Below are 26,079 nucleotides of genomic sequence, written 5' to 3' on the forward strand. Positions count from 1 at the left end.
AAAGTCAGCAGGTGGGAGCGAATCCCATCTGCTTTTCTATTTTCCTGGGATTGGTCGATGAGGGCCGATTTGTACACAAAAACCAACGTGTGAATGAGGTGAAAGGACAATCCGCGAATTGACACACAGCGGGAAAACACGATACATTCAGAGTAACTTATTGAATGAGGTGGCATGCTTTACATGAAGAAACCGTCTAACGAAGTTTTGTACCAGGAAGCATCGACCTACAAAGACATGCTCCTGCGAAAAAGCTGGAAAATGCGCATTAACGAGACTGTCATGTTTGTGCTGGGGATGATGATTCTCTCTCAATTTTTCCCGACCAATGACACGAGATTCAAAGTGCTTGTTTTTGCCATTGCCATTGCTGTTGTTGGATTATCTCCGTTTCTGTACAAATCGGTATTGCGTCCGGTGTACAAGCTGACCAAGACCCACCTGATTATCTCTATGTCAGGACAGGAAAAGAGCTACCCGCTGTCTGAAGTCGAGCAAATTTATGAAGGCCGTCATTTTTATCGTGTAGGCGGCAAAAAGGAATCACTGATGGTTTCCAGGCAATTTCTCAGTCATTTAAATGAACGCTTGTTTTACTATAAAAAAGGGAACAAGAGGAGATAGGAATGAAATCGTTTTGTCGTGACACTTGGGTAGAGGTTGATTTGGATGCCATCCGGGCGAACCTCGAGACATTCAAACGTCATTTGCCAGAAAAAACGGGTATTATGGCTGTTGTGAAAGCAGACGGGTATGGTCATGGTGCTGTCCATGTTGGAAAAGAAGCGTTGGCGAGCGGTGCAGATTCACTTGCAGTCGCATTGCTCGATGAAGCGCTTATTTTGCGGAGGGCAGGGATCACAGCGCCGATTTTAGTGTTGGGATACACACCTGTTGAATCCATTGTCACTGCAAGCGAGCTGGAAGTGGAGTTAACTGCTTACAGCGTCGAATGGATCACGGAAGCGAACGACATTCTTCAGAAAAATGATGACAAGCCGGTCGGGATTCATGTGAAGACCGATACAGGCATGGGACGTTTGGGCGTCCGGACAAAAGAAGATTTGCTTGCGGTTGTAGATGCCCTTGAAGAATGCTCAAAGCTTGAGTGGACAGGCATTTTTACGCATTTTGCCTGCGCGGATGAACCAGATACAACCCATGTGCGACGACAACACGACTTGTTTCAATCCTTTTTGCAAGTACTGCGTGAAGCAAATAAAACATTGCCGACCGTTCATTGCTGCAATACGGCTGCGGCTATCGCATTTCCCGATTGGGGGTATGATACGATTCGTTTAGGCATAGGTTTATACGGATTGTATCCTTCTTTGTACATGAAAGAACGTGCGGATGTCATTCTTGCCCCCGCCCTGGCACTCAAGACCAGAATTGCCCACGTCAAGAAGGCAGATGAGCCATTCACGGTCAGCTATGGTGCTACGTATGCAGCAAAGCCTGACGAGTGGATCGCAACGCTGCCGATCGGATACGCAGATGGCTATTCTCGCCTTTTGTCCAACCGCGGTGAGGTGTTGTACAATGGATCGCGCTACCCGATTGCAGGCAGAGTTTGCATGGACCAAATGATGGTCAGCCTGAATTCGACAGAAGCAGCGGTCAATGATGAGGTCGTCTTGTATGGTAAGCAGGGGGACGAGGAAATCTCCTTGGATGAAATTGCCGATTTGCTGGGAACAATCAATTACGAGGTGCCTTGTATGCTGAATTATCGAATTCCGCGCCTCTATTTACGCGACCAGAAAGTAACGGACGTCTTTCACCCATTGACGATGAAGCACTCGTCTTCGTGAAAATGTAAATAACTAGCAAGGAAATTCAGCAGGAATTTTCCCGTGGAACACGAATACTAGTTAAGCGAAAAAGCTGGCTTTTTTGGGTAAACGAAGTCTTCACCTGCACCTTTGGATTGTTTACACTCACGTTTTTTCACCGAAAAAGCGCACAGTAGGTATATTTTTGCAATGGATTCGACATAATGGTATTGTTCATATTGGCTGTTCTTTCAAGAACCAGCATAGCGGATGGAAGTTACGGTCATGGTTGGAGGTGGATTTGTCTTGTCGAAGTCAAACACGAAACGCATCATGATCAGCTTGCCACAACACTTGCTTCAGGAAGTGGATGGCGTTATTCAAAAGGAAAAATCCAATCGCAGCGAGTTTATTCGCCAAGCGATGCATTTGTATTTGAAAGAGCGAAAAAAACGCACAATCCGTGAGACCATGCAAAAAGGGTACATGGAGATGGCGAAGATCAATCTGAATATGGCATCGGAGGCTTTTGGCGCTGAAGAAGAGGCTGACCATACTCTTGTCCGCTTAGTTAGCGGGGTGTGACTGGTGATTGTCAAACGTGGCGATGTGTTTTTCGCGGACCTGTCCCCGGTCGTTGGCTCTGAGCAAGGAGGCGTACGGCCTGTTTTAGTCATTCAAAACGACATTGGAAATCGATTTAGTCCGACGGTCATCGTCGCTGCCATTACGGCGCAGATTCAAAAGGCGAAGCTGCCTACGCATGTGGAAATTGACGCAAAAACTTATGGATTTGATCGTGACTCCGTTATTCTGTTGGAACAAATACGAACCATTGACAAACAACGTCTCACTGATAAAATTACGCATCTCGATGACGAGATGATGGATCGGGTTAATGAATCCTTGCAAATCAGTTTAGGACTCATTGATTTTTAACGTGTGAAAAAAGATCAGACCATTTGATAGGAAAAGCCACTTGAGTGAAGCAAGTGGTTTTTTGCTGTCAAATTTGCAGGGATTTCGCAGGTACACATCGAACTGTTCGAAAAGAGAATATCAGACAAAATGTGACACAATATGATTTATTTTTCGAGGTAGAGAAAAAACTCATTTCTACCTACCAAGCGAGGCGGAAGGGGTTTTTTTGGTTGTGGCAGACTATTCTCCTGAGACAATCAATATAGAACAAGAATCAGACATCGTGACGGCGCGACAAGTGGGGCGAAATATGTCGAAGTCGTTTGGCTTTGGCACGATCACGCAGTCCCGCATCGCCACGTCAATCTCTGAATTAGCTCGCAACATTTATTTGTATGCGGGTACGGGGACGATCACCATTTCGCCGATTGAGCGCGAAGGAGTGATCGGCCTGCAAATAATAGCACATGACAGCGGTCCAGGGATTCCTGATATCCGCCAGGCATTAGATGATGGCTATTCGACTTCGGGTGCCCTCGGGGCCGGATTGCCGGGTGTCAGGCGCATGATGGATGAATTTGAGATCCACAGTACCCTGGGAGAAGGGACGCGTGTCGTTGTTGTGAAGTGGAGCGATTAAGCAAAGGAGGAATGAGATAGATGGTAACCCGGAGCTTCCAGGAAGAGTATGTCAAAATTCTTCGGGATTACCTGAGTGCTCAAGGGGAGGACCAGCTTTATGGAGCCCAGCAGTTGGGCAAATGGATGCTTTCTCAAGATATTTCACCAGAAGAAATAACTGATTTGCATGCGCAAGCGCTTGAGCAGCTTGGGGAAGTGCCAGAGTTTGTGCGCTCCTCCTTCTCCATTTTGACAGAGGTCATGATTGAATATGGGAACGAGCACCGATCCGTAAATAGCTGGCGGAATCGGCATCAACAGATGGAATCAGAAATAGCCGTGGCCAAAGCGATGCAGCAATCCCTTTTGCCAAGTGAAGTTCCGGTCTACCCAGAGCTGGAGATTGGCGTAGTGAGTATTGCCGCGAAACAAATCTCGGGCGACTATTACGACTTCATTGAGCAAAGTGACGGGCGTTTTGGCGTCGCTATTGCAGACATTACCGGAAAAGGAATGCCTGCTGCGATGTGTATGTCGATGGTGAAATATGCAATAGACAGCCTTGGACAAATGGAGCTGGGTCCCGATGAAATGCTGCACCATTTAAACCGGATCGTGGGAAGAAATATTGATCCGAGCATGTTTGTGACGATGCTTTTTGGCAGTTACGACTCAGTGGAACACTGTTTCCGTTATGCGATGGCAGGACACGAGCCAGGATTTTTGTACAAGTCGGCGGAAGGAAAATTTTACGATCTCGAAGGGCGAGGGAATGCACTCGGTTTATGCCCAAACAGTGAATACCAGGTTCAGGAGATTTATTTAGAAATAAATGATGTTCTGATTCTTCTGACGGATGGTGTAACAGAATGCAAAAATAACCGATATTATTTGCAAAGGGAAGAGCTTGTACACCATTTGCAAAAAGAGGTGGGCGAATCTGCCCAAAAGATGGCAAACGGCCTGTACAATAGACTGCTTCTGCTCTCCCAATTTAACCTGCTGGATGATTACACCATGATTGTACTTCGAAGAACCTAAGCAACATACGGGGGGAGAAGCAGATGGACCTGCTAATTAAGACAACGAGCCTTGGAACTGAGCACCGAGTGGTCCTTGGTGGAGATATTGATGCTTTTACAGCACCGAAAGTAAAGGAAACACTCATGTCACTCGTCACCAAGCCGGATATCAATCACATTACGGTTGATTTGGAAGCAGTAGAATACATGGACAGTACCGGAATCGGAATTTTCATCGGGATTATGAAAGAGTGCATCCAACGAAATCGTACATTTGAGGTGCACAAATTGTCTCCGCGTGTGGAAAGGCTATTTCGCATCACTGGCTTATACGATCATATTGCCATCCGCAAAGGAGAGAGCGAGTAATGGGTCCAAATCGACCTCAGGCAGACGTGATTCAATTGACTTTGCCAAGCAAGGCGGAGTATTTGGGAGTAGCACGTCTGACTGTATCCGGTATAGCCAACCGTATGGGCTTTTCTTATGACGAGATTGAGGATATCAAGCTTGCCGTCGGAGAAGCATGCACGAATGTAGTAAGACATGCATACAAGGAAACAGAGAATCCTTGCTCCATTCATATCCAATGCCACGTTTATGAAGATCGATTGGTGATCGAGATAAGCGATCAGGGCGTTGGGTTTTCAAATGAGCTCATTGCTGAGCAACTGACGCCGATTTATGCAGGGAAAAACCTTGAGGATTTGGATGAGGGCGGGCTCGGGCTCTATCTCATCCACACGCTTATGGATGAGGTGGAGATTCGCTCTGAGTCAGGAGTAGTAGTCTCCATGACCAAGTATGTTCGGCAGGATGGGGTGGCTGGCAATGACTGGACAATCTCGGAAGCAGAAATGTAGTCCAGAGGAGTTGAAGGAGCTCATCCACCTGTATGGTGAAACAAAAGATCCTGCGATACAGGAACAACTGGTGAGGGCCTATACTCCTCTTGTGGAATCGTTAGCGAAGAAGTTTGTTCGCGGACAAGTCATGTATGAAGACCTCGTGCAAGTGGGATTAATCGGCCTGCTTGCTTCCTTTCGTCGGTTCGACCCTAGCTTTGAGCGGACATTTGAGAGCTTTGCGATTCCGACTATCGTAGGGGAGATTAAACGCTATATTCGGGACAAGACATGGAGTGTCTATGTTCCGCGCAGAGTAAAGGAGCTGAGCCCGAAGATCAAAAGGGTGGTCGACGAGCTCACGATCAAGCTGCAGCGTTCTCCCCAAATTGCGGACATTGCCAACAGCCTCGGCGTTACAGAAGAAGCGATTCTGGAGACATTGGAGATGGGGCGCAGCTATCATTCTCTCTCTATGGACAGCGAGCTGGAAGCGGATCTGGACGGCAACACCATTTCTTTACTCGACCTGGTGGGGACGACGGAAGAAGGGTACGGAGCAGTCGAGCAGAATCTGATGCTGGAGCGGGCCCTGCAAATTTTGGATCATCGTGAAAAAGAAATCATTCAATTAACTTTTTATCAAAATTTGAGTCAGAAGCAAGCTGGGGACATCATGGGGATGTCGCAGATGCATATATCCCGCCTTCAGCGCAGGGCGTTGGGCAAGCTGCGAGAAGCATTGAGAGTGGAACAGCTGGAAACCGCGACGTAGAGGGGCCAAGTGGCTCCTCTTTTTTCTTCCCTTTTTCCAGTCCTTGTTAGCAAATGTGGTACAATAAACGACGAAGAATGAGCGCAGGAGGACAGGTATGGAGCTTACGTTGATGATCCAGACAATCGCCCAAGATACGGGTGTCAAACCTCACCAGGTGGAGCGCACGGTTGCCCTTCTGGATGAAGGAAACACGGTTCCTTTTATTGCCCGCTACCGCAAAGAAATGACGGGGCAGCTAGATGAAACACAAATTCGAGCGATTGAGGAACGCGTTCGCTATTTACGCAACCTGTCAGTGCGGAAGGAAGAAGTTGTTCGGCTCATCGATGAGCAAGGCAAGCTGACGGACGAGCTGCGCACAGCTATTGAACGTGCGACAAAGCTGCAAGAGGTAGAGGATCTGTACCGCCCTTACCGCCAAAAACGCCGCACGCGTGCAACCATGGCCAAGGAGAAGGGACTAGAGCCACTTGCCAACTACCTCATGAGCTTACCGAAAACCGGGAATCCGGAAGAAGAAGCAAAACCATATATCAACCCGGAAAAAGGCGTCGAGACGACTGAGCAAGCTCTGCAAGGAGCAATGGACATCGTGGCGGAACTTCTGTCTGATGACCCAGAAATTCGCCAGTGGATTCGTCAACGCACCGTGCAAAAAGGATTGCTTCTGACGGAGCAGAAAGCCGAAGAAGCAGACGAGAAAAATGTATACCAGATGTATTACGCATATAGTGAGCCTCTGAAAAAGGTCGTTCCCCATCGGGTACTGGCCATCAATCGGGGAGAAAACGAAGGTATTTTGAAGGTTTCTATTGAGGCCCCAGTCGCAGAGATTTTGGCTTGGATGCAAAAACGCACCATTCCGCATGAGACAGTTGCCCGCGATCTGCTGACATTGACAGTCGAGGACGCGTATAAGCGCCTGATTGCCCCTTCTATTGAACGAGAGGTGCGCGCTGAATTGACAGAGGCAGCCGAGGAACGTGCTATTCACATCTTTGCGGAAAACCTGCGCAATTTGCTGCTTCAACCGCCTGTAAAAGGCAAAGTCGTCCTTGGGGTAGATCCGGCGTTTCGTACAGGCTGTAAGCTCGCCGTTGTAGACGAAACCGGCAAACTGCTGGAGGTTGCAGTCGTTTATCCAACCCCTCCGGCCAATAAAGTGGCAGAAGCTACAGTGAAAGTGAAGCAGTTGATCGAAACCTATGGAGTTACGGTTGTCGCGATTGGGAACGGTACTGCTTCGCGCGAGACAGAACAGTTCATTGCCACGCTGCTGAAAGAGCTGAAGCGTGAGGTGATGTACATCATCGTGAACGAGGCAGGAGCATCCGTGTATTCCGCATCCGCCTTGGCTAAGGAAGAATTCCCGGACCTGGATGTAGCAGAGCGAAGTGCGGCATCGATCGCCCGACGTTTGCAAGACCCGCTCGCGGAGTTGGTCAAAATCGATCCAAAGTCCGTTGGGGTCGGTCAGTACCAGCACGATGTTTCCCAATCAAGGCTGGCAGACAGTCTGCAGTTTGTGGTTGAGTCTGCCGTAAACCATGTCGGGGTAGATGTGAATACGGCTTCTCCTTCTCTCTTGCAGTATGTATCAGGGATCAGCCGTCAAGTGGCGGGGAATATCGTGAAAAAACGGGACGAGATCGGGAAGTTCACGGAGCGCTCCCAGCTAAAGGCGGTTCCACGCTTAGGTGCTAAAACGTACGAGCAGTGCATCGGATTTTTGCGCGTGATGGACGGAGCGAATCCACTGGATAAAACACCGATTCACCCGGAATCGTACGATGCGACCCACCAGTTGCTGTCGATGCTGGGCATTAGCGCTCAGGAGATCGGCAGTGAGAACTGCAAGGAACGCTTGCAGTCTTTGGATGTAAAAGAGACCGCTGCGAAGCTTGGGGTTGGCGAGCCAACACTGCAAGACATTGTAGACAGCCTCTTGCGTCCTGGTCGCGACCCGCGTGACGAACTGCCAAAACCACTCTTGCGAAGTGATGTCCTTCAGTTGTCTGATCTGAGTGTGGGCATGAAGCTGCAAGGTACTGTGCGCAACGTGGTCGACTTCGGAGCGTTTGTGGATATCGGTCTGAAAAACGACGGTCTCGTACACATTTCCCGCTTGAAGAAGGGCTTTGTGAAACATCCACTTGAAGTGGTGACTGTTGGCGATATCGTAGATGTATGGGTAGTAGAAATTGACGAGAAACGTCAGCGTGTAGGGATGACCATGATCGCCCCAACGGAAGGGTAAGAATGAACTAAAAGGCGGCCTCCTGTCAGTCAGGGCGGCCGCCATTTTTTTCTAAATATAAGAACCAGCAACTGTTGAGCACACGGATTTGGCGAACGTCCTTCCCATTAAAGGCACGTTGCAACTGCCTGCGCATCCATTGTGGCATGAAAGTACCTCCTGGAGATATTCGTCTATAGGCAATGTATGCGCCGAGACGAGCAGGAGGTGCCTAGAATTTTTATTTACTCTTCTTCTTCGTGCAAATACTCCAATTGGGCTTGCAGGGCACGGATCTCTGTCAATAAAGAGATGAGGGGATACTCGGTCTCTTGTAGGGCAGCGAAGCGTCGCTCCAGACCACTGACGTACGCCAAACCATCCACGATCGAAAGCCCGCTCTCTAACCGTTCCACATCCGCACAGTCTGCCAGAACCGTAGGCAATTCAGGGCGCTCTGTGATCGTCAATTTGTCGATTTCCTTGTTAAGTCGTTTTAATAGAGCGATTAATTGGTACATATGCGTTTCGGGCAACGAGACAAACTGTAGTCCGTCACTGGACTGCAACAACAAATAGCGCATGAACTCCTCCACCATTCTGTCTAAATGACCGTTTATTTGTGAAAAACGTCTTGACGTTTTTCATTAAACAGGATATGACCGCATGTGGTCGGCAAATAAACAGTTATAACCGTTTATTTGCACTCAGTGTAGCCTATCTGTCTGGCACTTTTCAACTGGAACTGCTATGGTGAAAAGAAGGAAGCGGAGGAGATGAGATGACCGATACGGAACTGCAAATGCTGGTAGAGCAAATATCCAGCGAATTTTTTGCCAAGCCCTTTCGCCATCAGGCCCGCTTTAACAGCAGATTGCGCACGACTGGCGGGAGGTATTTGCTGCGCTCGCATGACATTGAATTGAACCCGAAGCATTTGCAGGAGCATGGTGTGGAGGAATTGATTGCGATCATTAAGCATGAGCTTTGCCATTATCATTTGCACATAGAAAAGCGCGGGTATCGTCACGCGGATCAGGATTTTCAACTGCTTCTGCATCAGGTCGGGGGGAGCAGATACTGTCAACAGGTAGGAAACGGACGTACAACCCTGCCTTATCGCTACGAGTTGGTTTGCAAGGAATGTGGTATGAGCTACAAACGTAAACGAATGATGAACCCGAGCCGCTATCGTTGTGGGCGCTGCAAAGGAAAGCTGCTGTTGCGCGAGCTTACGACATAAAGAGTCAGAGGCGTTTAGCTTTCTTGCACGTCTTTTGACAGCAGGGGTATAATGAACAGACGAAAAATGTTTTCCGCGAAGGAAAAGGAGCGTTTGAAGTGGCACACGACGAATTTTCCCTGATCCGGCAATGGACAAGTCGTTCTGCGGGGCAGGAAGGGAACGGTTTGACCGTCGGGATAGGGGATGATGCCGCTGTCTTCTCCCCAACGCCAGAAATGGAAGTCGTAGCCTGCTGCGATGCGATGGTGGAGACGGTTCATTTTTTGAAGAAAACGATGAATCCTAGTGATATCGGATATAAAGCTGTTATCAGCAATGTGAGCGATGTTGCAGCGATGGGCGGGGTTGCCCGGTATGCACTTGTCAGTATCGCGGTAAGTCCGCAATGGACGCCTGCCGAATGCCAGCAAATCTATGAAGGTATTTACGAGGCTTGTCAGGCATATGGAGTTCGTGTCATTGGTGGCGACACCGTTTCTGCGCCTGATGCCCTGCACCTAAGTGTTACCGTACTGGGTGAGGTGGAAAAAGGGCGTGCCATTCGCCGCTCACAAGCAAAGCCTGGGCAGCTTGTTTTTGTTACAGGGCATGTCGGAACTTCTGCAGCAGGACTACATCTTCTCCTGCAAGGCGAGACTGCTGAAAGGGGTGTCTCTTTACCTTGGGAGACATTGATGGATGCCCATCAGCGTCCCGTTGCCCAAATAAAGGCGGGCAGACTGCTGATGGAATCAGGGGCATGTAGTGCACTGAATGATGTAAGTGATGGACTTGCCTCAGAGCTGTGGGAGATTGCTGAGGCGAGTGGTGTATCGATCTTGGTCGATGCTGCAACGGTACCGATCCATGACGAAGTTCGGAAGTATGCACGGTACGTGGAAAAAGATCCGCTGGAATGGGCTTTTTATGGCGGTGAAGATTATCAATTGGTCGGAACGCTTGCGAAAAGTCACTACGAAGCGGTAAGTAAGCAATTTGCCGCTAGTGGTGTACCATTTACTGTCATCGGTGAGGTGGTGGGGAAGAGGCATGAACCAGAATTGATGCTTCAGCGCGATGATCAACAGCTCCCGTTGCCCAAAGCAGGATTCAACCATTTTAGGAGTGGATGAAAGAGATGAGCTATACTTGGAGGCTCACGGGAGCGCAAGAGACGCAGCGCTTTGCCGAGCAACTGGCAAGTCTGCTTGAGCCAGGTGACTTCCTCGCGATGGAGGGGGATCTGGGAGCGGGCAAGACGACTTTTACCCAGGGGTTGGCCAAAGGACTAGGAGTTCGACAAGTAGTGAACAGTCCGACCTTTACCATCATAAAAGAATATCAGGGGCGCTTGCCGCTTTACCATATGGACGTCTACCGGGTAGGCGATGATCCAGACTCTCTTGGTCTGGACGATTACTTTTTTGGAGAAGGTGTCTGTGTCGTAGAGTGGGCCTCTTTAATCGAGGATGTCCTGCCGACAGATCGGATGACCGTCTTCCTGCGTAGAGAAGGAGAGGAACAGCGGATGATCGAGCTGGTTCCTCAAGGGAATCGTTATGTGAAATTGTGTGAGGAGTTTGATTTTGATGCGCGTACTGGCGATTGATACATCGAATCTGGTGCTAAGTGTAGCTGTGGTAGAGGAAGAGCGGGTCTTGGCCGAAATGACGACGAACCAGCAAAAAAACCATTCCGTGCGTCTGATGGACTGCGTCAGTGAACTGCTCGATGCAACAGGAACAGCGCCAGAGGATCTCAGTGGTTTCGGGGTGGCGAATGGACCAGGCTCCTACACGGGCGTGAGAATCGGTGTTGCCTCTGCAAAAAGCATGGCTTGGTCACTGAATGTGCCAGTCATCGGTGTATCCAGTCTGGAGGTAATCGCCATGAATGCCACCGGGTTCTCTGGATTGATTGTACCGCTGTTCGATGCGCGCAGAGGTCAAGTGTATACCGGCTGTTATCGTTCCGATGGCATGGAGGCGGTGCGAGCGCAGTCCACAGAACAAATCATCCTGTTGCGTGAATGGCTGCCACTGTTGCGAGATCAGGCGCAAGGAGAGCCGATTTTGTTCTTGGGTGAAGATGTAAGGCTTCACCGGGAGACGATTGTACAAGAGTTAGGGAATCAGGCGCAATTTGCTTCTCCAGCGTTCAATCACCCGCGTGCTGCCCATATCGGCTATGTGGCACTGCGCAAGCTTCAAGACGGCGGAAATGCGCATGAACTGGTTCCAGAGTATTTGCAACTGGCAGAAGCAGAAGCGAAGTGGCTTGCCCAAAAGCAGGCGGGGGCCGTAAAGGAGTAAAAGCATGAGTCAACCAATCGATTTGGAATATCGTTATATGACGATGCAGGACGTTGGGGCTGTGGCAGAGCTGGAGCGCTTGGCTTTTACAACTCCATGGCCGCATGATGCATTTGTCAACGAGCTGACGAGAAATCCAAATGCACGCTATGTAGTCGTCGTTCACCAAAATCGGGTTATCGCTTATTGCGGCATGTGGATCGTGATCGATGAGGCACACATTACCAATATCGCCGTCCATCCATTATATCGTGGAAAGAAGGTTGGATTGGCGCTGATGATCAAAATGATGGGTGTTGCCAAGATGCAGGGTGCCCATAGCATGACGCTCGAAGTTCGACCTTCGAACACAGTCGCGCGGAACATGTATATCAAGCTCGGCTTTAAAGAGCATGGGCGGCGCAAGGGATATTATTCGGATAACAATGAGGACGCAATCATTATGTGGGTGACATTGTAATGAACAAGACGTATACGTCGCGCTACGAGAAGCGCATACAGCAAAAATACGAAGCACATAGGGAATCAGGTGCTCCTACTTATATTTTAGGAATTGAAACAAGCTGCGACGAGACATCGGCTGCTGTCATTCGCGATGGTCAGGAGGTACTGTCGAACGTCATCGCTTCCCAAGCCGATATCCATAAAAGGTTTGGCGGAGTCGTGCCGGAGGTGGCTTCTCGCAGACATGTAGAGAATATTACGCTAACCATCGAAGAGGCCCTGACCGAAGCTGGAAAAACGTTGGATGACATTCAGGCAATTGCGGTGACGTACGGGCCTGGGCTTGTCGGAGCCCTGTTAGTTGGCGTGGCAGCAGCAAAAGCCATTTCCATAGCCAGAGGCATCCCGCTAATCGGAGTGCATCATATCGCGGGTCATATTTACGCGAATCGTCTGGTGCAAGAAATGGAGTTTCCGCTGATTGCGCTCGTCGTATCGGGCGGGCACACAGAGCTTGTCTGGATGAAGGAGCACGGTCAGTTTGAGATTTTGGGGGAAACGCGGGATGACGCTGCAGGGGAAGCGTACGACAAAGTAGCACGAGCGCTGAATATGCCGTATCCAGGCGGACCTCATATTGATCGCCTCGCACATGAAGGGGAGGCAAATGTACCGCTCCCTCGTTCATGGCTGGAGCCAGATTCCTACGATTTCAGCTTCAGTGGCTTGAAATCAGCTGTGCTCAATACCTTGCACAATGCAGCACAGCGAGGAGAGACGATCGAACCGGCGAATCTGGCGGCAAGCTTCCAAGACTCTGTAACAGAGGTGCTCGTAGAAAAGACGATTCGGGCTGCTCGCTCGCATGGAGCGAAGCAGGTATTGCTGGCTGGGGGCGTTGCGGCGAATCGTGGACTGCGTGAGAGACTGCAAGCGAGATGCGAGGCAGAAGGAATTCCTCTCGTGATTCCTCCGTTCTCGTTATGCACAGACAACGCTGCGATGATTGGGGCAGCAGGCTTTATCAAGTATGAAAAAGGACAGTTTGAAGGGCTTGATTTAAACGGAGTCCCAAGCCTGTCGCTTTCTGAGCAATAGAGTGAATGGAATAAAAGCATCTCTGAGGTTGGATCAGAGATGCTTTTTTTGTTTGTTTAAAATTACTGGGGGCCTCACCAGAAAATATTACACCCCTATATGCTAGCAGAAGCAAGCAGAAGCAAAAGGTGTAGCTGTTCCGTCCATCTCCTATGATTTATCCACATCATAGGATAACTTTCTGGATTGTTCACATGTACTCCTGTGAATACTGGTGATAACACGAGAAAATGACCGGGAAAACCGCATGTACTCTGTGGATTATTTTGTGGAAAATGTGGATAAAAAAGTCGAGTTATCAACAGGGGGGAGACTCGTGAGAAAGAAACTTGCGCTGATTTGCTTGTCATTCCTGATATTGTTTCTAGCTACAAATATAGGAAAACCGTTGATGGCAAAGGAAAAACAACAAGTCATCATGCTGTTTGTGGAGGGGATGTCGTTTCATGATCTGGAGCAGCTCAAAAAGTTATCTACTGTGGATAAATGGCTGGATGGTGCAGGAGCTGGGGCTCTTTCCATAAGAACACCCGGATCGCGCACAGCCGCAAACGGCTACCTACTTATGGGGAGCGGCGGTCAAGCGCTTTACTCTGATAAGAGCGGGACAGGCTATCATCCATACGAGGCGCTCTCGTCCAGGGAAACAGCAGTTGAACGGGCGCAAGAGCTAGGCAGTGATCAGGCGCAGGAGGTGGCGCGCTCCTCGATCATTTTTCCGGGTATTTTCCGGCTCTTGGCAGATAATCGGGAGAAACCGTATTCTGCGCAAATCGGGCTTCTTGGGACCGTGCTTGCAGCCAACAACATTCAGGTCGCTTTATACGGAAATGGTGACTATGAGGATTTCCGCCAGAGACATGCTGTTCTGTTTGCGATGGATCAGCAAGGAAGGATTCCGAAAGGGGACATTTCTTCAAAAAGCATGGAGCTCCTTCGTGGCTATCCGTACGGGATCAAGACCAATTACACGTACCTGCTTGAGAAAATCCGCAGTGAGCGTCAAGCGGGCTTGATCATTGCTCAACTCTCAGATTTATCCCGGTTATACCAGTTGAGTGCGGATATGGACCCGGATCAGTTTACCCGGCAGCATCACCGCGTTTTGCGTGATTTGTCTCTTTTCCTTGACCAGCTCCTTGTGGAACGTAAACCACACCAACGAATTGTATTGGCATCGCCAGCCGTCAATCGTGTGGCGACAAAAGAAAAGGCTCTCTTGTCTCCAGTGTTAATGTGGGGAGACAAAGCGAGTGGACTTTTGACATCAGCTACCACGAGAAAGTCGGGATTAATCAGTGGACTCGATATGGTACCAACTATATTGTCTTGGCTGGACGTACCCGTACCAAAAGGATTGGCTGGTCATGTCATACGTATTGAAAAAGGGGATGGCCTTCTTGCCCTTCAGAATCAGGTAGACGCAATTCATCATACATATGCGACACGGCCAGCCGTGCTATATACCTATGTCATGCTGCAGATTGTCATTGTAGGATGTGCGGTTGTTCTCTGGTGGTTTGGTCGGAAGCGGGAAGGAGTGGGACATTTTCGGCTTCGTAGAGGAATACGTCTCGCGCTGCTGGCTTTATTATGGTTTCCCGCATTGCTCTTGGCAGAGAGCCTGCTCGACTGGCAGGTATCTGGCGCGGTTGTCTTGGGAGGGCTCATCATGACTGCCTTGATCGCGGCTTTTTGGCAGGAAGCTCATGCTCTCCCGCGAATCGTGATGACGGTTAGCGGAGTCACAACAACCATCCTGCTGGCAGACGGATGGACTGACGCTCATTTGATGCGACAATCGTACCTCGGGTATGATCCAGTAATCGGAGCGAGGTTTTACGGGTTAGGAAATGAATACGAAGGGGTTCTGATCGGCAGCACGATCATGCTAGTAGCTTCGTTGTATGAGAGAATACGTGGGGGACAAAAGGAGCTAAGTAGGGAAAATAAATGGTTACCTGCTGTCTCCGTGGCTATATACGGTGTCGTGCTTTACTATATGGTGGCACCGAACCTGGGAACGGACGCGGGCGGTTTTCTTGCCGGGTTGATCGGATTTACCGTGGCATTGTCACGTCTTGAGGGCTGGCGAATCGGCAAAAAAGGCCTCCTGTTGTTGGCAGGCGGCCTGGTTATGGGTGTATGCAGTTTGATGGCGATCAGTCTCATGTCAGATCAGCCCTTAACTCATGTTGGACGGCTTTCTCAGCAGATTGTACATGGGGAATGGTCCGAAGTAGGGCAGATGATTGAACGCAAGCTGGCGATGAATCTCCGCTTGATTCGCGTTTCGATTTGGAGCAAAGCATTTGTCGTCTCCCTGATTGCTCTAGGCGTTCTCACCTTGAAAAACGACCGCTTTTTGCACCATCTGGCGAAGGACACGCCATACTTGGTTAAAGGCTTTGTTGGTGTCATTGTGGGTGCACTGGCTGGGTTGATCCTCAATGACTCAGGCATCGTCACAGCAGCCACCTGCATTACCTTTCTGGTGGTGCCTGCTCTCTATGCCGCCTTGGAGGAGCCTGCACAGGAGCGCTGTTCTACGTAAAGAGGGGATTACTCCTCTGATAGCGCGCTCCACTCGTCATACAACTGCTCCAGTTCTTCTTTGGCAGCATGGATTTGATCGTTGCGTTCTTTTGCCTGCACATGATCGCTATAAATTTCCGGGAGACAGAGCTCTTCTTCCCATTTGACAATGTCAGCCTCTCGTTTTTGGATCGTGACCTCAATCTCTTCCAAACGGCGCTGACGTTGACGTTCGCGACGTTTCGCTTCCTTATCTAGCTCATAAGAGGATTTCTCAGGCTGTGCCGCTACGGTACCGCCTTGTTTCTTTGCGGGCTGCGCTGCTTGTTCGGCTGCGAGCTCTTCCAGTTCCTGCTTTTTCTCCACAAAGTAATCGTAGTTACCCAAATAGCTGGTCACGCCATCGCCTGTCAGCTCCAGTACGCGGGTGGCAATCTTGTTTAAGAAGTAACGGTCATGGGAGACGAACAGGATCGTACCCGGATAATCGTAGAGGGCGTTCTCGAGCACTTCCTTGCTGAAAATATCCAAATGGTTCGTCGGCTCGTCGAAGATTAGGAAGTTTGCTTGCTTCAGCATGAGCTTTGCCAGAGAGACGCGTGCACGCTCTCCTCCAGACAGGTCGCTGATCTTCTTTTGTACATCATCACCGCTAAACAAGAAGTTGCCGAGCAAGGTGCGGACATCCTTTTCCAGCATGTTCGGGTATTCATCCCAAATTTCGCCGAGCACTGTATTCCGTTCGTTCAGGTTACGATGCTCCTGATCGTAGTACCCGATCGTTACATTGCTTCCGAAATGAATATCGCCGCGCAGCTTGGGCAACTGTTCCACAATCGTTTTTAACAGTGTCGATTTCCCGATACCATTGGGACCGACCAAGGCCACACGCTCCTCGCGCTCGATTTCAAACGTAAGGCCCTGAGAAAGGACAGCATCCGGGTAGCCAATCGCGACGTTGTTTGCTTTCATCACAATGGTGCCGCTCATTTTCGCCACATCAAAGGAGAAGTGGACGGATTTGTTGTTCATAATCGGCTTGTCCAAGCGGTCCATCTTTTCCAACGTCTTGCGTCGGCTCTGTGCACGTTTGGTCGTCGTAGCCCGAGCGATATTTCGCGCGATGAAATCCTCCAGCTTGGCGATCTCTTCCTGTTGTTTTTCGAATCGCTTCAAATCCTGTTCGAGCCGAGCCGCCTTTTCATCGAGGAAGCGGCTGTAGTTACCGACATAGCGGGTAGCGCGTGTCCGTTCGATTTCATAAACAACGGTCACGAGCTTGTCCAAAAAGTAACGGTCATGGGAAACGACGAGAATGGCGCCCTGATAGTTTTGCAAATACGTCTCCAGCCAAGTCAGTGTCTCGATGTCCAAGTAGTTCGTCGGCTCATCGAGCAGAAGAATAGTCGGAGATTGGAGCAGCAGCTTGGCGAGTGCCAGACGAGTCTTTTGTCCACCGCTCAATGTGCGGATCGGCGTCGTGTAATCGAAGTCTGCAAAGCGCAGACCGTGCAAAACCCCGCGAATCGCACCTTCGTAGCTGTATCCGCCTTTTTCTTTAAAGGCCTCCGAGCGGTGAGAGTAATTTTCCAACAGTTGCTGGTAACGCTTCTCATCAGCGAGAATAGCCGGATCACCCATTTTGGCCTCTAGCTCACGAAGCTCCAGCTCTTCTTTTTGTAGATGGGAAAAAACGCTCAACAACTCATCCCAAATCGATCGTTCCGATTCAAGGCCGCTGTTTTGTGCCAAATACCCGAGTGTAACATCCTTTGGAATGCGGATAATTCCTTTGTCGTAGCTTAGCTCGCCGGCGAGGATCTTCATCAGAGTCGATTTGCCTGCACCGTTTACGCCAACCAGACCAACCCGTTCCCCGGTTTGAATTTGCAGGGAGATGTCTTGTAGAATGGTTTCGATACCATACGTTTTTTCTATATGTTCAGCTTGTAGCAAAATCATCGGATTCACCTCTTTATATACTAATGCCAGTGTAGCCTAGAGAGAGCGGATGGGACAAGCCTCGTGGGAATGTCCCAAGCACGTTACGAAAGAGGGAAGAGGTTGTCATGGACCAAAAAACGAATAAAAAACAGCTGCGAAGCCATATTTTGGAGAGGCGCAAGTCCATGTCTGCAAAGGAACGAGAGCAGCTTTCCAGAGAAGTATGCGATCATTTGCTGTCTCATGAAAGGCTGGCTGATGCCAAAGCAATCATGGCTTTCCATCCTTTTGGCGATGAACTGGATATTCTGCCCTTTCTACATGAGGCAAAAAAGCGAGGCCAAGACATATGGTTGCCGCTCACAAACGTTGCCGAGAGACGTCTCATTCCGTATCGGTATACAGGAACGCACATGCTAAAGCAAGGAGTCTACGGGATTTGGGAGCCAGATCCTGCCCTGGCAGAGGAAGCGGACGTATCACACTTGGATGCGATCGTTGTTCCCGGCGTTGCTTTTGACAGCAAGGGCGGACGTATGGGGTATGGTGGTGGTTATTATGACCGCTTTCTGGCAACGCTGAAAAAGCTCCCGTTCTTGGTTGGAGTCGGTTTCTCTATTCAGGTTGTGGAGCATGTGCCCCTAGAGTCTCATGATGTTTTGCTAGATGCAGTTGTCACCGAAAAAGGTCTACTGCATTTTTGAATGTTTTGTGTCAGTAGCTTTTTCATGCCTTCTCCTGCTGCGAATGGTGCTATCCACCAAGGAAAAACGACGAGACGTTTTTGACAGAAAAGTGTACAATACTATCGAATGAGAAACCGGAGGAATGTATCGTGAGCAAATGGAAGGTAGGCGTTATTTCTGCAAGTGATTCGATTGCCAGAGGAGATCGTGTGGACGATCGTATGCCAATCGTTCGTCATCTGACAAGGGAATGGCTTCAAGTAGATGTCGCTGTATACCGTGCCGTTAGTGATGATATGGAAGATTTGCAAGAACATATGATTGAGCTCGTAGACCGCGAAAAATGCGATCTGTTGATTGTTACAGGGGGCACAGGACTTAGCCCGCGTGACGTTACGCCAGAAGTGACAGCGTGGGTCATTGACAGACCAGTTCCAGGCTTGGCCGAAGAAATGCGCCGTGCTGGTTTGAAGCAATCCCGACGGGCGATGCTGACCCGTGCCGTTGCCGGAACCAGGGGTAATTCATTGATCATCAACCTCCCTGGGAATCCGAAAGGCGTAGAAATCTGTTTCAATGCGATTGGCGATATGCTTTCCGACGCTTTGCACATTTTGCAAGGAACGGGAGAAGCAAACGAAGATTGGGGAGGATTGCATTGGTAGAAAAACCTCAGATGCGGGAAGTGCCAGTGCGTGAAGCGATCGGAATGATGCTTCCTCACGATATGACGCAAATTTTGCCTGGAGAATTCAAAGGACGCTTGTTCAAAAAAGGACATGTTGTCACCGAGGCGGATATTGAGCCGCTGTTGTCCATTGGCAAAGAGCATATTTACGTCCTGGAGATGCCAGAAGGCTACATCCATGAGGAAGAAGCGGGCATTCGTATCGCCAAGGCTGTTTCTGGACCAGGCTTGACCTTAACGCCTCCTTATGAGGGCAAAGTATCAATGAAGGCCGCCAGAACAGGTTTAGCCAAAATCAACGAGGAAGCTGTCCATGCGTTGAACAAGCTTGAAGGAATTGCGTTCTCCACGATTTACGGCGATCAGGTCGTACATCCCGGACATACATTGGCGGCTACGAGAATCATCCCGTTAATTATGGAGGAGTCTCGAATCATCGAGCTGGAGCAACTGGCCAAACAGTTTGAAGAACCGATTGTACAAGTAAAAACGTTTCAGGATAAAAAAGTGGGACTTGTTACGACAGGGGGAGAAGTCTTCTCTGGCAGGATTGCAGATAAGTTCGGTCCTGTCATTCGAAGCAAGGTGGAAGCTCTCGGATCTACTGTCGTGGACCAGCGTTTTGCCCCAGATGACAAGGAAGCGATCGAACAACAGATTCACTCATTCCTCGATGAAGGGGTCGATCTGATCCTGGTCACGGGGGGCATGTCTGTCGATCCAGATGATCGCACGCCGGGAGCGATTGCAGGAGTAGGAGCAGAAGTGGTGCGCTACGGTACGCCGATGCTGCCGGGCTCCATGCTGATGGTTGCTTACAAAGGTGATGTGCCGATTCTCGGGTTGCCGGGAGCAGTCATGCATGAAACGTTTACTTCCTTTGATGTGTTTTTGCCGCGCATCTTAGCTGGGGAGCGAATTGTGGCTTCCGATATGACAAGACTCGGATATGGTGGTTTACGAAAGTGCTAGCTGGTTAGACTGGCAAATAACGAAAAGCAAATGACTTCACAAGAAAAAGGAGTGAACACGTATGAGCTCAATCGGGATTCCTGGATTAATCTTAATTTTAGTTTTAGCCTTGGTGCTTTTTGGTCCGAAAAAGCTTCCAGAATTGGGGCGTGCGGTAGGTCATACTTTGAAAGAATTCAAAAATGCTACGCGTAGTCTGACAAGCGATGATGAAGACGACGATGAAGAGAAAAAGCGCAAGGAGCTAGCCGCAAAAGAAGCGTCTGCCAAAACAACGCCGGTTATCGCTGAGAAGGAAGCAGCCGAGCGGGAGCGAATTGAACGCGAAGTTCGTGAAAAAATGGAACGCGAGCGCTTGGAAAAAGAAATCCGCGAAAAGCTGGAGCAAGAGCGCCTGCAAATGGAAAAAGAGCAGAAGAACGCGTAACAGGTAAGGTTGGTGGTTACCATGAAGGATCAGGAAATGACAGTGGTAGAACACCTGACGGAACTGCGCAAGCGCATCATATGGGTGCTGGCCGTGTTTATTGTCGCATTGATCGTCGGTTTTTTCCTCGCCGGTCCACTCGTGGATTATTTAAAGCAAGAACCGATTGCGGATGGCGTGCCCATTGTCTCGTTGCATCCGTCAGACGCACTTCGTGTTTACATGCAGGTTGCCTTCCTTGTGGGCGCTGTCATCACACTGCCTGTAGCACTTTATCACGTTTGGCGTTTTGTCTCACCAGGGATGGAAGTACATGAAAAGCGCGGGACGCTTTATTTCATCCCGGCGGCTTGTTTTCTGTTTATCGTTGGTATCGTGTTTGGCTACTACGTCGTTTTCCCGATGGTTATGCAGTTTATGACCAGTATTACAGCATCGATGGGCGCTGACCCGAACTACGGAATCGCGCAATACTTTGGTTTCATGTTTAATATGGTCATTCCGTTCGGGATACTGTTCCAGTTGCCAATTATCGTCATGTTCCTGACGAGACTGCGCATCCTCAATCCAATGAGGCTGGCAAAAGCACGACGTTACGCTTACTTTGCATTGGCTGTCGTCGGGATTACCTTGACGCCTCCCGAGATTGTCAGCGATATTCTCGTGATCATCCCTTTGCTGCTTTTGTACGAGCTGAGCATTTGGCTATCCCGTGTTGTTTATCGCAAGCAATTGAAAGAACAAGAAGCGTGGGAACAAGAATACGGCAGTTTGGAAACAAACGAACCCGTTCAATAACTTGTATGAGAAAAGTCTTCTGTCCTGAGTGGCAGAGGACTTTTTTTGGTATTCCAGCAGCAATTGGGAAATACTACGGTCGTTATGATCCGGGAGGTGCGGAACATGTGGCTGATCGTATGTTTGGCGTTGTTTTTTTCAGGGAGTACTGTTAATGCCGCCGGGCTGGGGGAGCCTATTGAGCTGTTTGATACGGACAAGCAACGCGTTGTGGCTAGCTTTGAAAATACAGCTGGATTTCAGGAGGAAGCCCAACAGATTTTGCAGAGTGTGAGCGGGCGGGTCTTGGAGTTTAATCCATCGTTGGATTCCGCTATGATCGTAAAAATTCCGCTAGTCCCCCCAAAGCCGATCAAGCTAAAATCCGCAAAGCTCGATGCGATGATTGCAGAGATGTTTGTCATCATGCCCAAAAAAGGGGAGCGTCGTCCGTGGCTGATCCTGCACACGAAAGAATATGAGACGGTTGTTGTGGAGTTTACTGAAAAAGTTGACCACCTGAGGGAACAGGTTAAATTGCCGTAAAGTGCACCTGTTTTGCAAAAACAAGCCCGGTCGTCCATAAAAAGCGACGAGACCGGGCTTTTCGATTATTTTGTGGGAGTGAGGAAGGTTTGGGTGAAGTAGTCTGTATATACACCCACTCCTAGCTGGGTGAAGCCTTTTTCGAGTACGTTTTTACGATGGCCTGGACTATTCATCCAACCTTCATGGGCTTCGATGGCATCCGTGTAACCTGCTGCAATATTCTCTCCAGCCATGCTGTAAGCGAGAGAGGCACTTTTCATGCGGTCAAATGGATTACTCCCCGTAGTCGCAGAGATATGATCGAAGAAATTGTTACCCTCCATGTCCATGCTGTGTTTTCGTGCCACATCGGCAGCCTTTTCATTCCATTGAAGGGGCGGAAGCTTATATCGGTAGCGGGAGACGTTGACCAGATCGAGGATTTGGCGCTCAGATGCAGCATTGACTTGTTCTCGTTCACCAACACGAAGCGGAGGGGGATCAAAATTGGGCGCCTGACCTTGATAGGTCCATTTCGTTTCGTAAAAACTGCCGCGCAACAGCATTTGCGTATCCATCATACGTACTGCGGTGACCTTGTTGCCATTCTGCTTGTCCAAATAATAAATGTAGGGTGTGCCGTCTTTCATGACGAGAGGGCGTTGCTGCTTTTGATTGGTGATCTGAATGTGTGCCCCCTGAAAAGAGAAAGAAACAATGTTTTGTACATCCAACTGACGTTCCAGTGATTGCTGGCTGGTGCCGACTCCGATGTTTCCGAGCTTTGCTGTAGGAGCGAGCGAATACACATCGACGACTTTGTCATTTGCGATGCCGACTTGAATGTATCGCGCAGGGTCACGATTATACACCCACCATTGATAGCCGAGACTGCTTGGCTCTTTGCGAGCAGGCTCACCTAACCGTTTGTGGACTTCCTCAGAAGAAATACCGAGAGCGATGCCAAAAATCGTGTTAGGCTTCTCCTCTCGAATGAGTGCTGCAGGTGGTTTGGCTGTTGCAGGCTTTTGGGGAAGCGACAGAGAGGCAGGGACGGCATCGGGTGTAGTCTGTTTTTCAGGCTGTCCGATGGAGAATACGGGAGGTTGACCCACCCAGGCGGTTTGGGAAGTTTCATCCCACCCGACAGGCTTATTCAAGTGACGACTGATCATGGAGAGAGGTACATATAGCGTCCCTTCGTATTTTAGGGAAGCTGGTATTTCCTTGCCTTCCTGCATGTAGTACCCGGGCTTTTCGCTTGTGACGATTTCACGGCCATCCCAATAGATGGAGGCGGGGTTAAGGTTGACCCGTATAAAGGAAGTAGTATCCGAAGTGAAGAGACGGCTGATTCCCAAGACTCCCAGGGCAATTAAGCCAATCCAGAGCCATTTGTGCATGGAACAATTCCCTCCTTGGCGAGCTTGCCTGATTCTATGTTTCATTTATATGAGCGTGTCCGAATACTAGAACCTTTTTGCTAGAGAATGCTATTTAATAGGAGGAAGAGTAGTCAAGCAGTTGCAAATGGAAAAAAGTGAGGGAAACTACTTGCAAAGTACATAGTGATTCATTATTATAGGAATTGGGTGTTAGCACTCATAACAGTCGAGTGCTAACAACGTAAATTTGTTTACCTACATTTTTTGAGGAGGGTGTTTTTAGTGCTTAAGCCATTGGGTGACCGTGTGGTAATCGAAGCTATCTCCAAAGACGAAACGACTGCAAGCGGTATCGTTTTGCCTGATTCTGCAAAGGAAAAACCGCAAGAAGGCCGCGTAATCGCAGTAGGTTCTGGCCGTGTTGCTGACAACGGCGAGCGCATCGCTTTGGAAGTAAAAGAAGGCGATAAAGTAATCTTCTCCAAATACGCTGGTACTGAAGTAAAGGTAGACAACAAGGAATACCTCGTGCTGCGCGAATCCGATATCCTCGCGATCATCGGTTAAGGCTCTTGACATAGGAAGTCGAACGAATAAACACATAACAGGAGGTTGAGTTTAGATGGCTAAACAAGTCAAATTCTCTGAAGACGCTCGCCGCTCCATGCTGCGCGGTGTTGAAACTTTGGCAAATGCGGTTAAAGTAACCCTCGGTCCAAAAGGCCGTAACGTGGTTCTTGAGAAAAAATTCGGTTCTCCGTTGATCACTAACGACGGTGTTACCATCGCGAAAGAAATCGAGCTGGAAGACGCTTACGAAAACATGGGTGCGCAACTGGTTAAAGAAGTTGCTACCAAAACCAACGACATCGCTGGTGACGGTACAACAACTGCAACTGTACTTGCTGCAGCTATGATCCGTGAAGGTCTGAAAAACGTAACTGCTGGCGCTAACCCAATGGTTATCCGTCGTGGTATGGAAAAAGCAGTTCGTGCAGCTGTAGAAGAAATCAAATCCATCGCGAAGCCGGTTGAGAACAAATCCTCTATCGCGCAAGTAGCTGCTATTTCCGCTGACGATCAAGAAGTAGGTAACCTGATCGCTGAAGCAATGGAAAAAGTGGGCAAAGATGGCGTAATCACTGTTGAAGAATCCAAAGGATTCGTAACAGAGCTGGAAGTAGTAGAAGGTATGCAATTCGACCGTGGCTACGCTTCCCCTTACATGATCACTGACACTGACAAGATGGAAGCGGTTCTGAACAACCCTTACATCCTGATCACTGACAAAAAAATCTCCAACATCCAGGAAGTTCTGCCTGTACTGGAGCAAGTCGTACAAAGCGGCAAACCACTCCTGATCATCGCTGAAGATGTTGAAGGCGAAGCGCTCGCTACTCTCGTAGTGAACAAACTGCGTGGTACCTTCACAGCTGTAGCGGTTAAAGCACCTGGCTTCGGCGACCGCCGCAAAGCTATGCTGCAAGACATCGCTGCTCTGACTGGCGGCGAAGTAATCACAGAAGAGCTGGGTCTGGACCTGAAATCCACTAAGCTGGAGCAACTGGGTCGCGCTGGCAAAATCGTGGTTACAAAAGAAAACACAACTGTTGTTGAAGGTGCTGGCGACAAGGCTTCCATCGAGAGCCGCGTAACCCAAATCCGTCAACAAATCGAAGATACTACTTCCGATTTCGATCGCGAAAAACTGCAAGAGCGTCTGGCTAAATTGGCTGGCGGTGTAGCAGTAATCAAAGTCGGTGCAGCTACTGAAACCGAATTGAAAGAGAAAAAACTCCGCATCGAGGACGCTCTGAACTCTACTCGCGCAGCAGTAGAAGAAGGTATCGTACCTGGCGGTGGTACTACTTTGATCAACGCAATCAAAGCAGTTGAAGCGATCAATGTAGGTGGCGAAGAGGCTGTAGGTGTACAAATCGTACTCCGTTCCTTGGAAGAGCCAGTTCGTCAAATCGCTGCGAACGCAGGACTCGAAGGTTCTGTAATCGTAGAGCGTCTGAAAAAAGAAGCAGTGGGCATTGGCTTCAACGCTGCAACTGAAGAGTATGTAAACATGCTCGAAGCTGGTATCGTTGACGCGGCGAAAGTTACTCGCTCCGCACTGTCCAACGCTGCATCTGTAGCGGCTATGTTCCTGACTACAGAAGCAGTAATTGCTGACAAACCAGAAGAAAACAAAGCTCCTATGGGCATGCCAGATATGGGTGGCATGGGCGGTATGGGCATGATGTAAGAAAGCGGCTTGCCGTTTTCTTTAAGAAGAGGCAGACAAATCGTCTGTCTCTTTTTTTATGTGCATATTCGTCCATCTCATTGGAGCGTGGAATTCTTCCTTTACCCGCTGATCTTTTTGAAGAACGAAAAATTTAGCACCATTCCGTTAGGCGTGCTTACACTATTTGGGGAATACAACACGGTGTGTTTGACTATCTATGGAAGGACTTGTATCAGGGGTGATAAAATGAGCAAGCGCTGGATTAGCTTTGATCTGGATGGAACTTTGATGCAAAACCCGTTTGGGGCGTGGGTATTTCCGGAGATTGCGCGTGTTATCTCCGGTCAATTGGGGAGAGAGCATGACATTGTTTCTGAAATGGTAGCCGAGCATGAGCAGCGTATGTCCCAAGAACGCTATGTAGAAGCGTATGACTGGGATGATATCCTCGTCAGTAGATGCGATGCGTGGTGTATAGAAAAAAGGATTGATATTGAATTGTTGGTTCGGAAACACTCTGTAGTGCCCAAGGTTCATTTGCTCGAGGATGGAATTCTTCAGGTACTCGAGGAGATAAAGAAGCGGGGCTTTTCTTTAGCCGTGGTCACAAATGGCTTTTACAAG

Annotated in this window: 30 protein-coding genes (1 of these 30 cut by a window edge); 26 read left to right on the forward strand and 4 right to left on the reverse strand. The window is 49.2% G+C overall.

Annotated features, from left to right (window positions below):
- Positions 1–183 precede the first annotated feature (183 nt).
- From HP567_RS05415 to HP567_RS05460, 10 genes are all read left to right on the forward strand, one after another.
- The gene (locus HP567_RS05415; protein ID WP_047074011.1) at positions 184–624 is read left to right on the forward strand and encodes a hypothetical protein; all 441 of its coding nucleotides are present in this window, start codon (positions 184–186) and stop codon (positions 622–624) included.
- Positions 625–626: 2 nt separating this feature from the next.
- On the forward strand, positions 627–1,814 hold the full coding sequence (alr, locus tag HP567_RS05420) for an alanine racemase (protein ID WP_173611929.1): 1,188 nt from the start codon (positions 627–629) through the stop codon (positions 1,812–1,814).
- 246 nt (positions 1,815–2,060) lie between these two features.
- Positions 2,061–2,360: a CopG family ribbon-helix-helix protein gene (locus tag HP567_RS05425; RefSeq protein ID WP_007721089.1), complete on the forward strand. Its 300-nt coding sequence runs from the start codon at positions 2,061–2,063 to the stop codon at positions 2,358–2,360.
- Positions 2,361–2,363: 3 nt separating this feature from the next.
- Positions 2,364–2,714, forward strand: a complete 351-nt coding sequence (locus HP567_RS05430; protein ID WP_005830205.1) for a type II toxin-antitoxin system PemK/MazF family toxin — start codon at positions 2,364–2,366, stop codon at positions 2,712–2,714.
- Between the two features lie 208 nt (positions 2,715–2,922).
- Positions 2,923–3,336 (forward strand): anti-sigma regulatory factor, encoded by a 414-nt coding sequence (locus tag HP567_RS05435; RefSeq protein WP_173611930.1) that lies wholly within the window; start codon positions 2,923–2,925, stop codon positions 3,334–3,336.
- 20 nt (positions 3,337–3,356) lie between these two features.
- The gene (locus HP567_RS05440; RefSeq protein WP_173611931.1) at positions 3,357–4,358 is read left to right on the forward strand and encodes a PP2C family protein-serine/threonine phosphatase; all 1,002 of its coding nucleotides are present in this window, start codon (positions 3,357–3,359) and stop codon (positions 4,356–4,358) included.
- A gap of 23 nt (positions 4,359–4,381) precedes the next feature.
- A complete protein-coding gene (locus tag HP567_RS05445) occupies positions 4,382–4,708 on the forward strand; it encodes an anti-sigma factor antagonist (RefSeq protein ID WP_173611932.1) in 327 nt (108 codons plus the stop codon).
- Entirely contained in the window at positions 4,708–5,202 is a 495-nt protein-coding gene (gene rsbW, locus HP567_RS05450; protein ID WP_173611933.1) for an anti-sigma B factor RsbW, read from the forward strand. The genes HP567_RS05445 and rsbW overlap by 1 nt, the downstream gene beginning before the upstream one ends.
- The gene (gene sigB / locus HP567_RS05455; RefSeq protein ID WP_173611934.1) at positions 5,171–5,959 is read left to right on the forward strand and encodes an RNA polymerase sigma factor SigB; all 789 of its coding nucleotides are present in this window, start codon (positions 5,171–5,173) and stop codon (positions 5,957–5,959) included. Before rsbW ends, sigB begins: the two co-directional genes overlap by 32 nt.
- 97 nt (positions 5,960–6,056) lie before the next feature.
- Positions 6,057–8,219 (forward strand): Tex family protein, encoded by a 2,163-nt coding sequence (locus HP567_RS05460; RefSeq protein WP_173611935.1) that lies wholly within the window; start codon positions 6,057–6,059, stop codon positions 8,217–8,219.
- Positions 8,220–8,244: 25 nt separating this feature from the next.
- On the opposite strand, the gene cmpA is transcribed toward HP567_RS05460, so the two are convergent.
- Both cmpA and HP567_RS05470 read right to left on the reverse strand, forming a co-directional pair.
- The gene (gene cmpA / locus HP567_RS05465) at positions 8,245–8,367 is read right to left on the reverse strand and encodes a cortex morphogenetic protein CmpA (RefSeq protein WP_012684250.1); all 123 of its coding nucleotides are present in this window, start codon (positions 8,365–8,367) and stop codon (positions 8,245–8,247) included.
- Between the two features lie 76 nt (positions 8,368–8,443).
- Positions 8,444–8,782 carry a hydrolase/acyltransferase gene (locus HP567_RS05470; protein WP_173611936.1) on the reverse strand — a complete coding sequence of 113 codons (339 nt, stop codon included), beginning with the start codon at positions 8,780–8,782 and terminating at the stop codon, positions 8,444–8,446.
- Between the two features lie 197 nt (positions 8,783–8,979).
- Between HP567_RS05470 and HP567_RS05475 the strand changes: the two genes are divergently transcribed.
- The 7 genes from HP567_RS05475 (at position 8,980) to HP567_RS05505 (ending at position 15,831) form a co-directional block, all read left to right on the forward strand.
- Positions 8,980–9,441: a SprT family protein gene (locus HP567_RS05475; RefSeq protein ID WP_173611937.1), complete on the forward strand. Its 462-nt coding sequence runs from the start codon at positions 8,980–8,982 to the stop codon at positions 9,439–9,441.
- A 98-nt stretch (positions 9,442–9,539) separates the two neighbouring features.
- Complete coding sequence (gene thiL / locus HP567_RS05480; RefSeq protein ID WP_173611938.1) at positions 9,540–10,556, forward strand: thiamine-phosphate kinase; 1,017 nt, start codon at positions 9,540–9,542, stop codon at positions 10,554–10,556.
- Positions 10,557–10,561: 5 nt separating this feature from the next.
- Positions 10,562–11,032, forward strand: coding sequence for a tRNA (adenosine(37)-N6)-threonylcarbamoyltransferase complex ATPase subunit type 1 TsaE (gene tsaE, locus HP567_RS05485; protein WP_007721055.1), 471 nt, complete (start codon positions 10,562–10,564; stop codon positions 11,030–11,032).
- On the forward strand, positions 11,013–11,735 hold the full coding sequence (gene tsaB / locus HP567_RS05490; RefSeq protein WP_173611939.1) for a tRNA (adenosine(37)-N6)-threonylcarbamoyltransferase complex dimerization subunit type 1 TsaB: 723 nt from the start codon (positions 11,013–11,015) through the stop codon (positions 11,733–11,735). The genes tsaE and tsaB overlap by 20 nt, the downstream gene beginning before the upstream one ends.
- Positions 11,736–11,739: 4 nt before the next feature.
- Positions 11,740–12,195: a ribosomal protein S18-alanine N-acetyltransferase gene (rimI, locus tag HP567_RS05495; RefSeq protein WP_047074036.1), complete on the forward strand. Its 456-nt coding sequence runs from the start codon at positions 11,740–11,742 to the stop codon at positions 12,193–12,195.
- On the forward strand, positions 12,195–13,277 hold the full coding sequence (gene tsaD, locus HP567_RS05500; protein WP_173611940.1) for a tRNA (adenosine(37)-N6)-threonylcarbamoyltransferase complex transferase subunit TsaD: 1,083 nt from the start codon (positions 12,195–12,197) through the stop codon (positions 13,275–13,277). The genes rimI and tsaD overlap by 1 nt, the downstream gene beginning before the upstream one ends.
- 316 nt (positions 13,278–13,593) lie before the next feature.
- Entirely contained in the window at positions 13,594–15,831 is a 2,238-nt protein-coding gene (locus tag HP567_RS05505) for a hypothetical protein (RefSeq protein ID WP_173611941.1), read from the forward strand.
- Between the two features lie 8 nt (positions 15,832–15,839).
- Here HP567_RS05505 and abc-f read toward each other — a convergent pair whose 3' ends face one another.
- Positions 15,840–17,774 carry a ribosomal protection-like ABC-F family protein gene (gene abc-f, locus HP567_RS05510; RefSeq protein ID WP_173611942.1) on the reverse strand — a complete coding sequence of 645 codons (1,935 nt, stop codon included), beginning with the start codon at positions 17,772–17,774 and terminating at the stop codon, positions 15,840–15,842.
- A 107-nt stretch (positions 17,775–17,881) separates the two neighbouring features.
- On the opposite strand from abc-f, the gene HP567_RS05515 reads away from it, so the two are divergent.
- From HP567_RS05515 to HP567_RS05540, 6 genes are all read left to right on the forward strand, one after another.
- On the forward strand, positions 17,882–18,460 hold the full coding sequence (locus HP567_RS05515; RefSeq protein ID WP_173611943.1) for a 5-formyltetrahydrofolate cyclo-ligase: 579 nt from the start codon (positions 17,882–17,884) through the stop codon (positions 18,458–18,460).
- Between the two features lie 131 nt (positions 18,461–18,591).
- On the forward strand, positions 18,592–19,107 hold the full coding sequence (locus HP567_RS05520; RefSeq protein ID WP_012684262.1) for a MogA/MoaB family molybdenum cofactor biosynthesis protein: 516 nt from the start codon (positions 18,592–18,594) through the stop codon (positions 19,105–19,107).
- Positions 19,101–20,102, forward strand: coding sequence for a molybdopterin-binding protein (locus HP567_RS05525; protein ID WP_173611944.1), 1,002 nt, complete (start codon positions 19,101–19,103; stop codon positions 20,100–20,102). The genes HP567_RS05520 and HP567_RS05525 overlap by 7 nt, the downstream gene beginning before the upstream one ends.
- Positions 20,103–20,163: 61 nt before the next feature.
- Complete coding sequence (gene tatA, locus HP567_RS05530) at positions 20,164–20,529, forward strand: twin-arginine translocase TatA/TatE family subunit (protein ID WP_173611945.1); 366 nt, start codon at positions 20,164–20,166, stop codon at positions 20,527–20,529.
- A gap of 21 nt (positions 20,530–20,550) precedes the next feature.
- On the forward strand, positions 20,551–21,327 hold the full coding sequence (gene tatC / locus HP567_RS05535) for a twin-arginine translocase subunit TatC (RefSeq protein ID WP_173611946.1): 777 nt from the start codon (positions 20,551–20,553) through the stop codon (positions 21,325–21,327).
- A gap of 105 nt (positions 21,328–21,432) precedes the next feature.
- Positions 21,433–21,852 carry a hypothetical protein gene (locus HP567_RS05540; RefSeq protein ID WP_173611947.1) on the forward strand — a complete coding sequence of 140 codons (420 nt, stop codon included), beginning with the start codon at positions 21,433–21,435 and terminating at the stop codon, positions 21,850–21,852.
- A gap of 65 nt (positions 21,853–21,917) precedes the next feature.
- Here HP567_RS05540 and HP567_RS05545 read toward each other — a convergent pair whose 3' ends face one another.
- Positions 21,918–23,237 carry a CAP-associated domain-containing protein gene (locus HP567_RS05545; protein ID WP_173611948.1) on the reverse strand — a complete coding sequence of 440 codons (1,320 nt, stop codon included), beginning with the start codon at positions 23,235–23,237 and terminating at the stop codon, positions 21,918–21,920.
- Between the two features lie 264 nt (positions 23,238–23,501).
- Between HP567_RS05545 and groES the strand changes: the two genes are divergently transcribed.
- The 3 genes from groES to HP567_RS05560 all read left to right on the forward strand — a co-directional run.
- Positions 23,502–23,786, forward strand: a complete 285-nt coding sequence (gene groES, locus HP567_RS05550) for a co-chaperone GroES (RefSeq protein WP_007721023.1) — start codon at positions 23,502–23,504, stop codon at positions 23,784–23,786.
- Positions 23,787–23,841: 55 nt separating this feature from the next.
- Positions 23,842–25,473, forward strand: coding sequence for a chaperonin GroEL (groL, locus tag HP567_RS05555; protein WP_047074052.1), 1,632 nt, complete (start codon positions 23,842–23,844; stop codon positions 25,471–25,473).
- 228 nt (positions 25,474–25,701) lie between these two features.
- Positions 25,702–26,079, forward strand: the start of a protein-coding gene (locus tag HP567_RS05560; RefSeq protein WP_173611949.1) for an HAD family hydrolase. Its footprint extends 405 nt past the window's final position; 378 of the gene's 783 nt are visible here — the first part of the coding sequence; it begins with the start codon at positions 25,702–25,704; its stop codon lies beyond the right edge, outside the window.

Source organism: Brevibacillus sp. M2.1A (assembly GCF_013284355.2).
Taxonomy (GTDB): Bacteria; Bacillota; Bacilli; order Brevibacillales; family Brevibacillaceae; genus Brevibacillus.

Coding starts and splice junctions, on each gene's coding strand:
- HP567_RS05415 (WP_047074011.1), top strand. CDS start 184: ATGAAGAAACCGTCTAACGAAGTTTTGTACCAGGAAGCATCGACCTAC.
- alr (WP_173611929.1), top strand. CDS start 627: ATGAAATCGTTTTGTCGTGACACTTGGGTAGAGGTTGATTTGGATGCC.
- HP567_RS05425 (WP_007721089.1), top strand. CDS start 2,061: ATGGTTGGAGGTGGATTTGTCTTGTCGAAGTCAAACACGAAACGCATC.
- HP567_RS05440 (WP_173611931.1), top strand. CDS start 3,357: ATGGTAACCCGGAGCTTCCAGGAAGAGTATGTCAAAATTCTTCGGGAT.
- HP567_RS05445 (WP_173611932.1), top strand. CDS start 4,382: ATGGACCTGCTAATTAAGACAACGAGCCTTGGAACTGAGCACCGAGTG.
- rsbW (WP_173611933.1), top strand. CDS start 4,708: ATGGGTCCAAATCGACCTCAGGCAGACGTGATTCAATTGACTTTGCCA.
- sigB (WP_173611934.1), top strand. CDS start 5,171: ATGACTGGACAATCTCGGAAGCAGAAATGTAGTCCAGAGGAGTTGAAG.
- HP567_RS05460 (WP_173611935.1), top strand. CDS start 6,057: ATGGAGCTTACGTTGATGATCCAGACAATCGCCCAAGATACGGGTGTC.
- cmpA (WP_012684250.1), bottom strand. CDS start 8,367: ATGCCACAATGGATGCGCAGGCAGTTGCAACGTGCCTTTAATGGGAAG.
- HP567_RS05470 (WP_173611936.1), bottom strand. CDS start 8,782: ATGCGCTATTTGTTGTTGCAGTCCAGTGACGGACTACAGTTTGTCTCG.
- HP567_RS05475 (WP_173611937.1), top strand. CDS start 8,980: ATGACCGATACGGAACTGCAAATGCTGGTAGAGCAAATATCCAGCGAA.
- tsaE (WP_007721055.1), top strand. CDS start 10,562: ATGAGCTATACTTGGAGGCTCACGGGAGCGCAAGAGACGCAGCGCTTT.
- tsaB (WP_173611939.1), top strand. CDS start 11,013: ATGCGCGTACTGGCGATTGATACATCGAATCTGGTGCTAAGTGTAGCT.
- rimI (WP_047074036.1), top strand. CDS start 11,740: ATGAGTCAACCAATCGATTTGGAATATCGTTATATGACGATGCAGGAC.
- tsaD (WP_173611940.1), top strand. CDS start 12,195: ATGAACAAGACGTATACGTCGCGCTACGAGAAGCGCATACAGCAAAAA.
- abc-f (WP_173611942.1), bottom strand. CDS start 17,774: ATGATTTTGCTACAAGCTGAACATATAGAAAAAACGTATGGTATCGAA.
- HP567_RS05515 (WP_173611943.1), top strand. CDS start 17,882: ATGGACCAAAAAACGAATAAAAAACAGCTGCGAAGCCATATTTTGGAG.
- tatA (WP_173611945.1), top strand. CDS start 20,164: ATGAGCTCAATCGGGATTCCTGGATTAATCTTAATTTTAGTTTTAGCC.
- tatC (WP_173611946.1), top strand. CDS start 20,551: ATGAAGGATCAGGAAATGACAGTGGTAGAACACCTGACGGAACTGCGC.
- HP567_RS05540 (WP_173611947.1), top strand. CDS start 21,433: ATGTGGCTGATCGTATGTTTGGCGTTGTTTTTTTCAGGGAGTACTGTT.
- HP567_RS05545 (WP_173611948.1), bottom strand. CDS start 23,237: ATGCACAAATGGCTCTGGATTGGCTTAATTGCCCTGGGAGTCTTGGGA.
- groL (WP_047074052.1), top strand. CDS start 23,842: ATGGCTAAACAAGTCAAATTCTCTGAAGACGCTCGCCGCTCCATGCTG.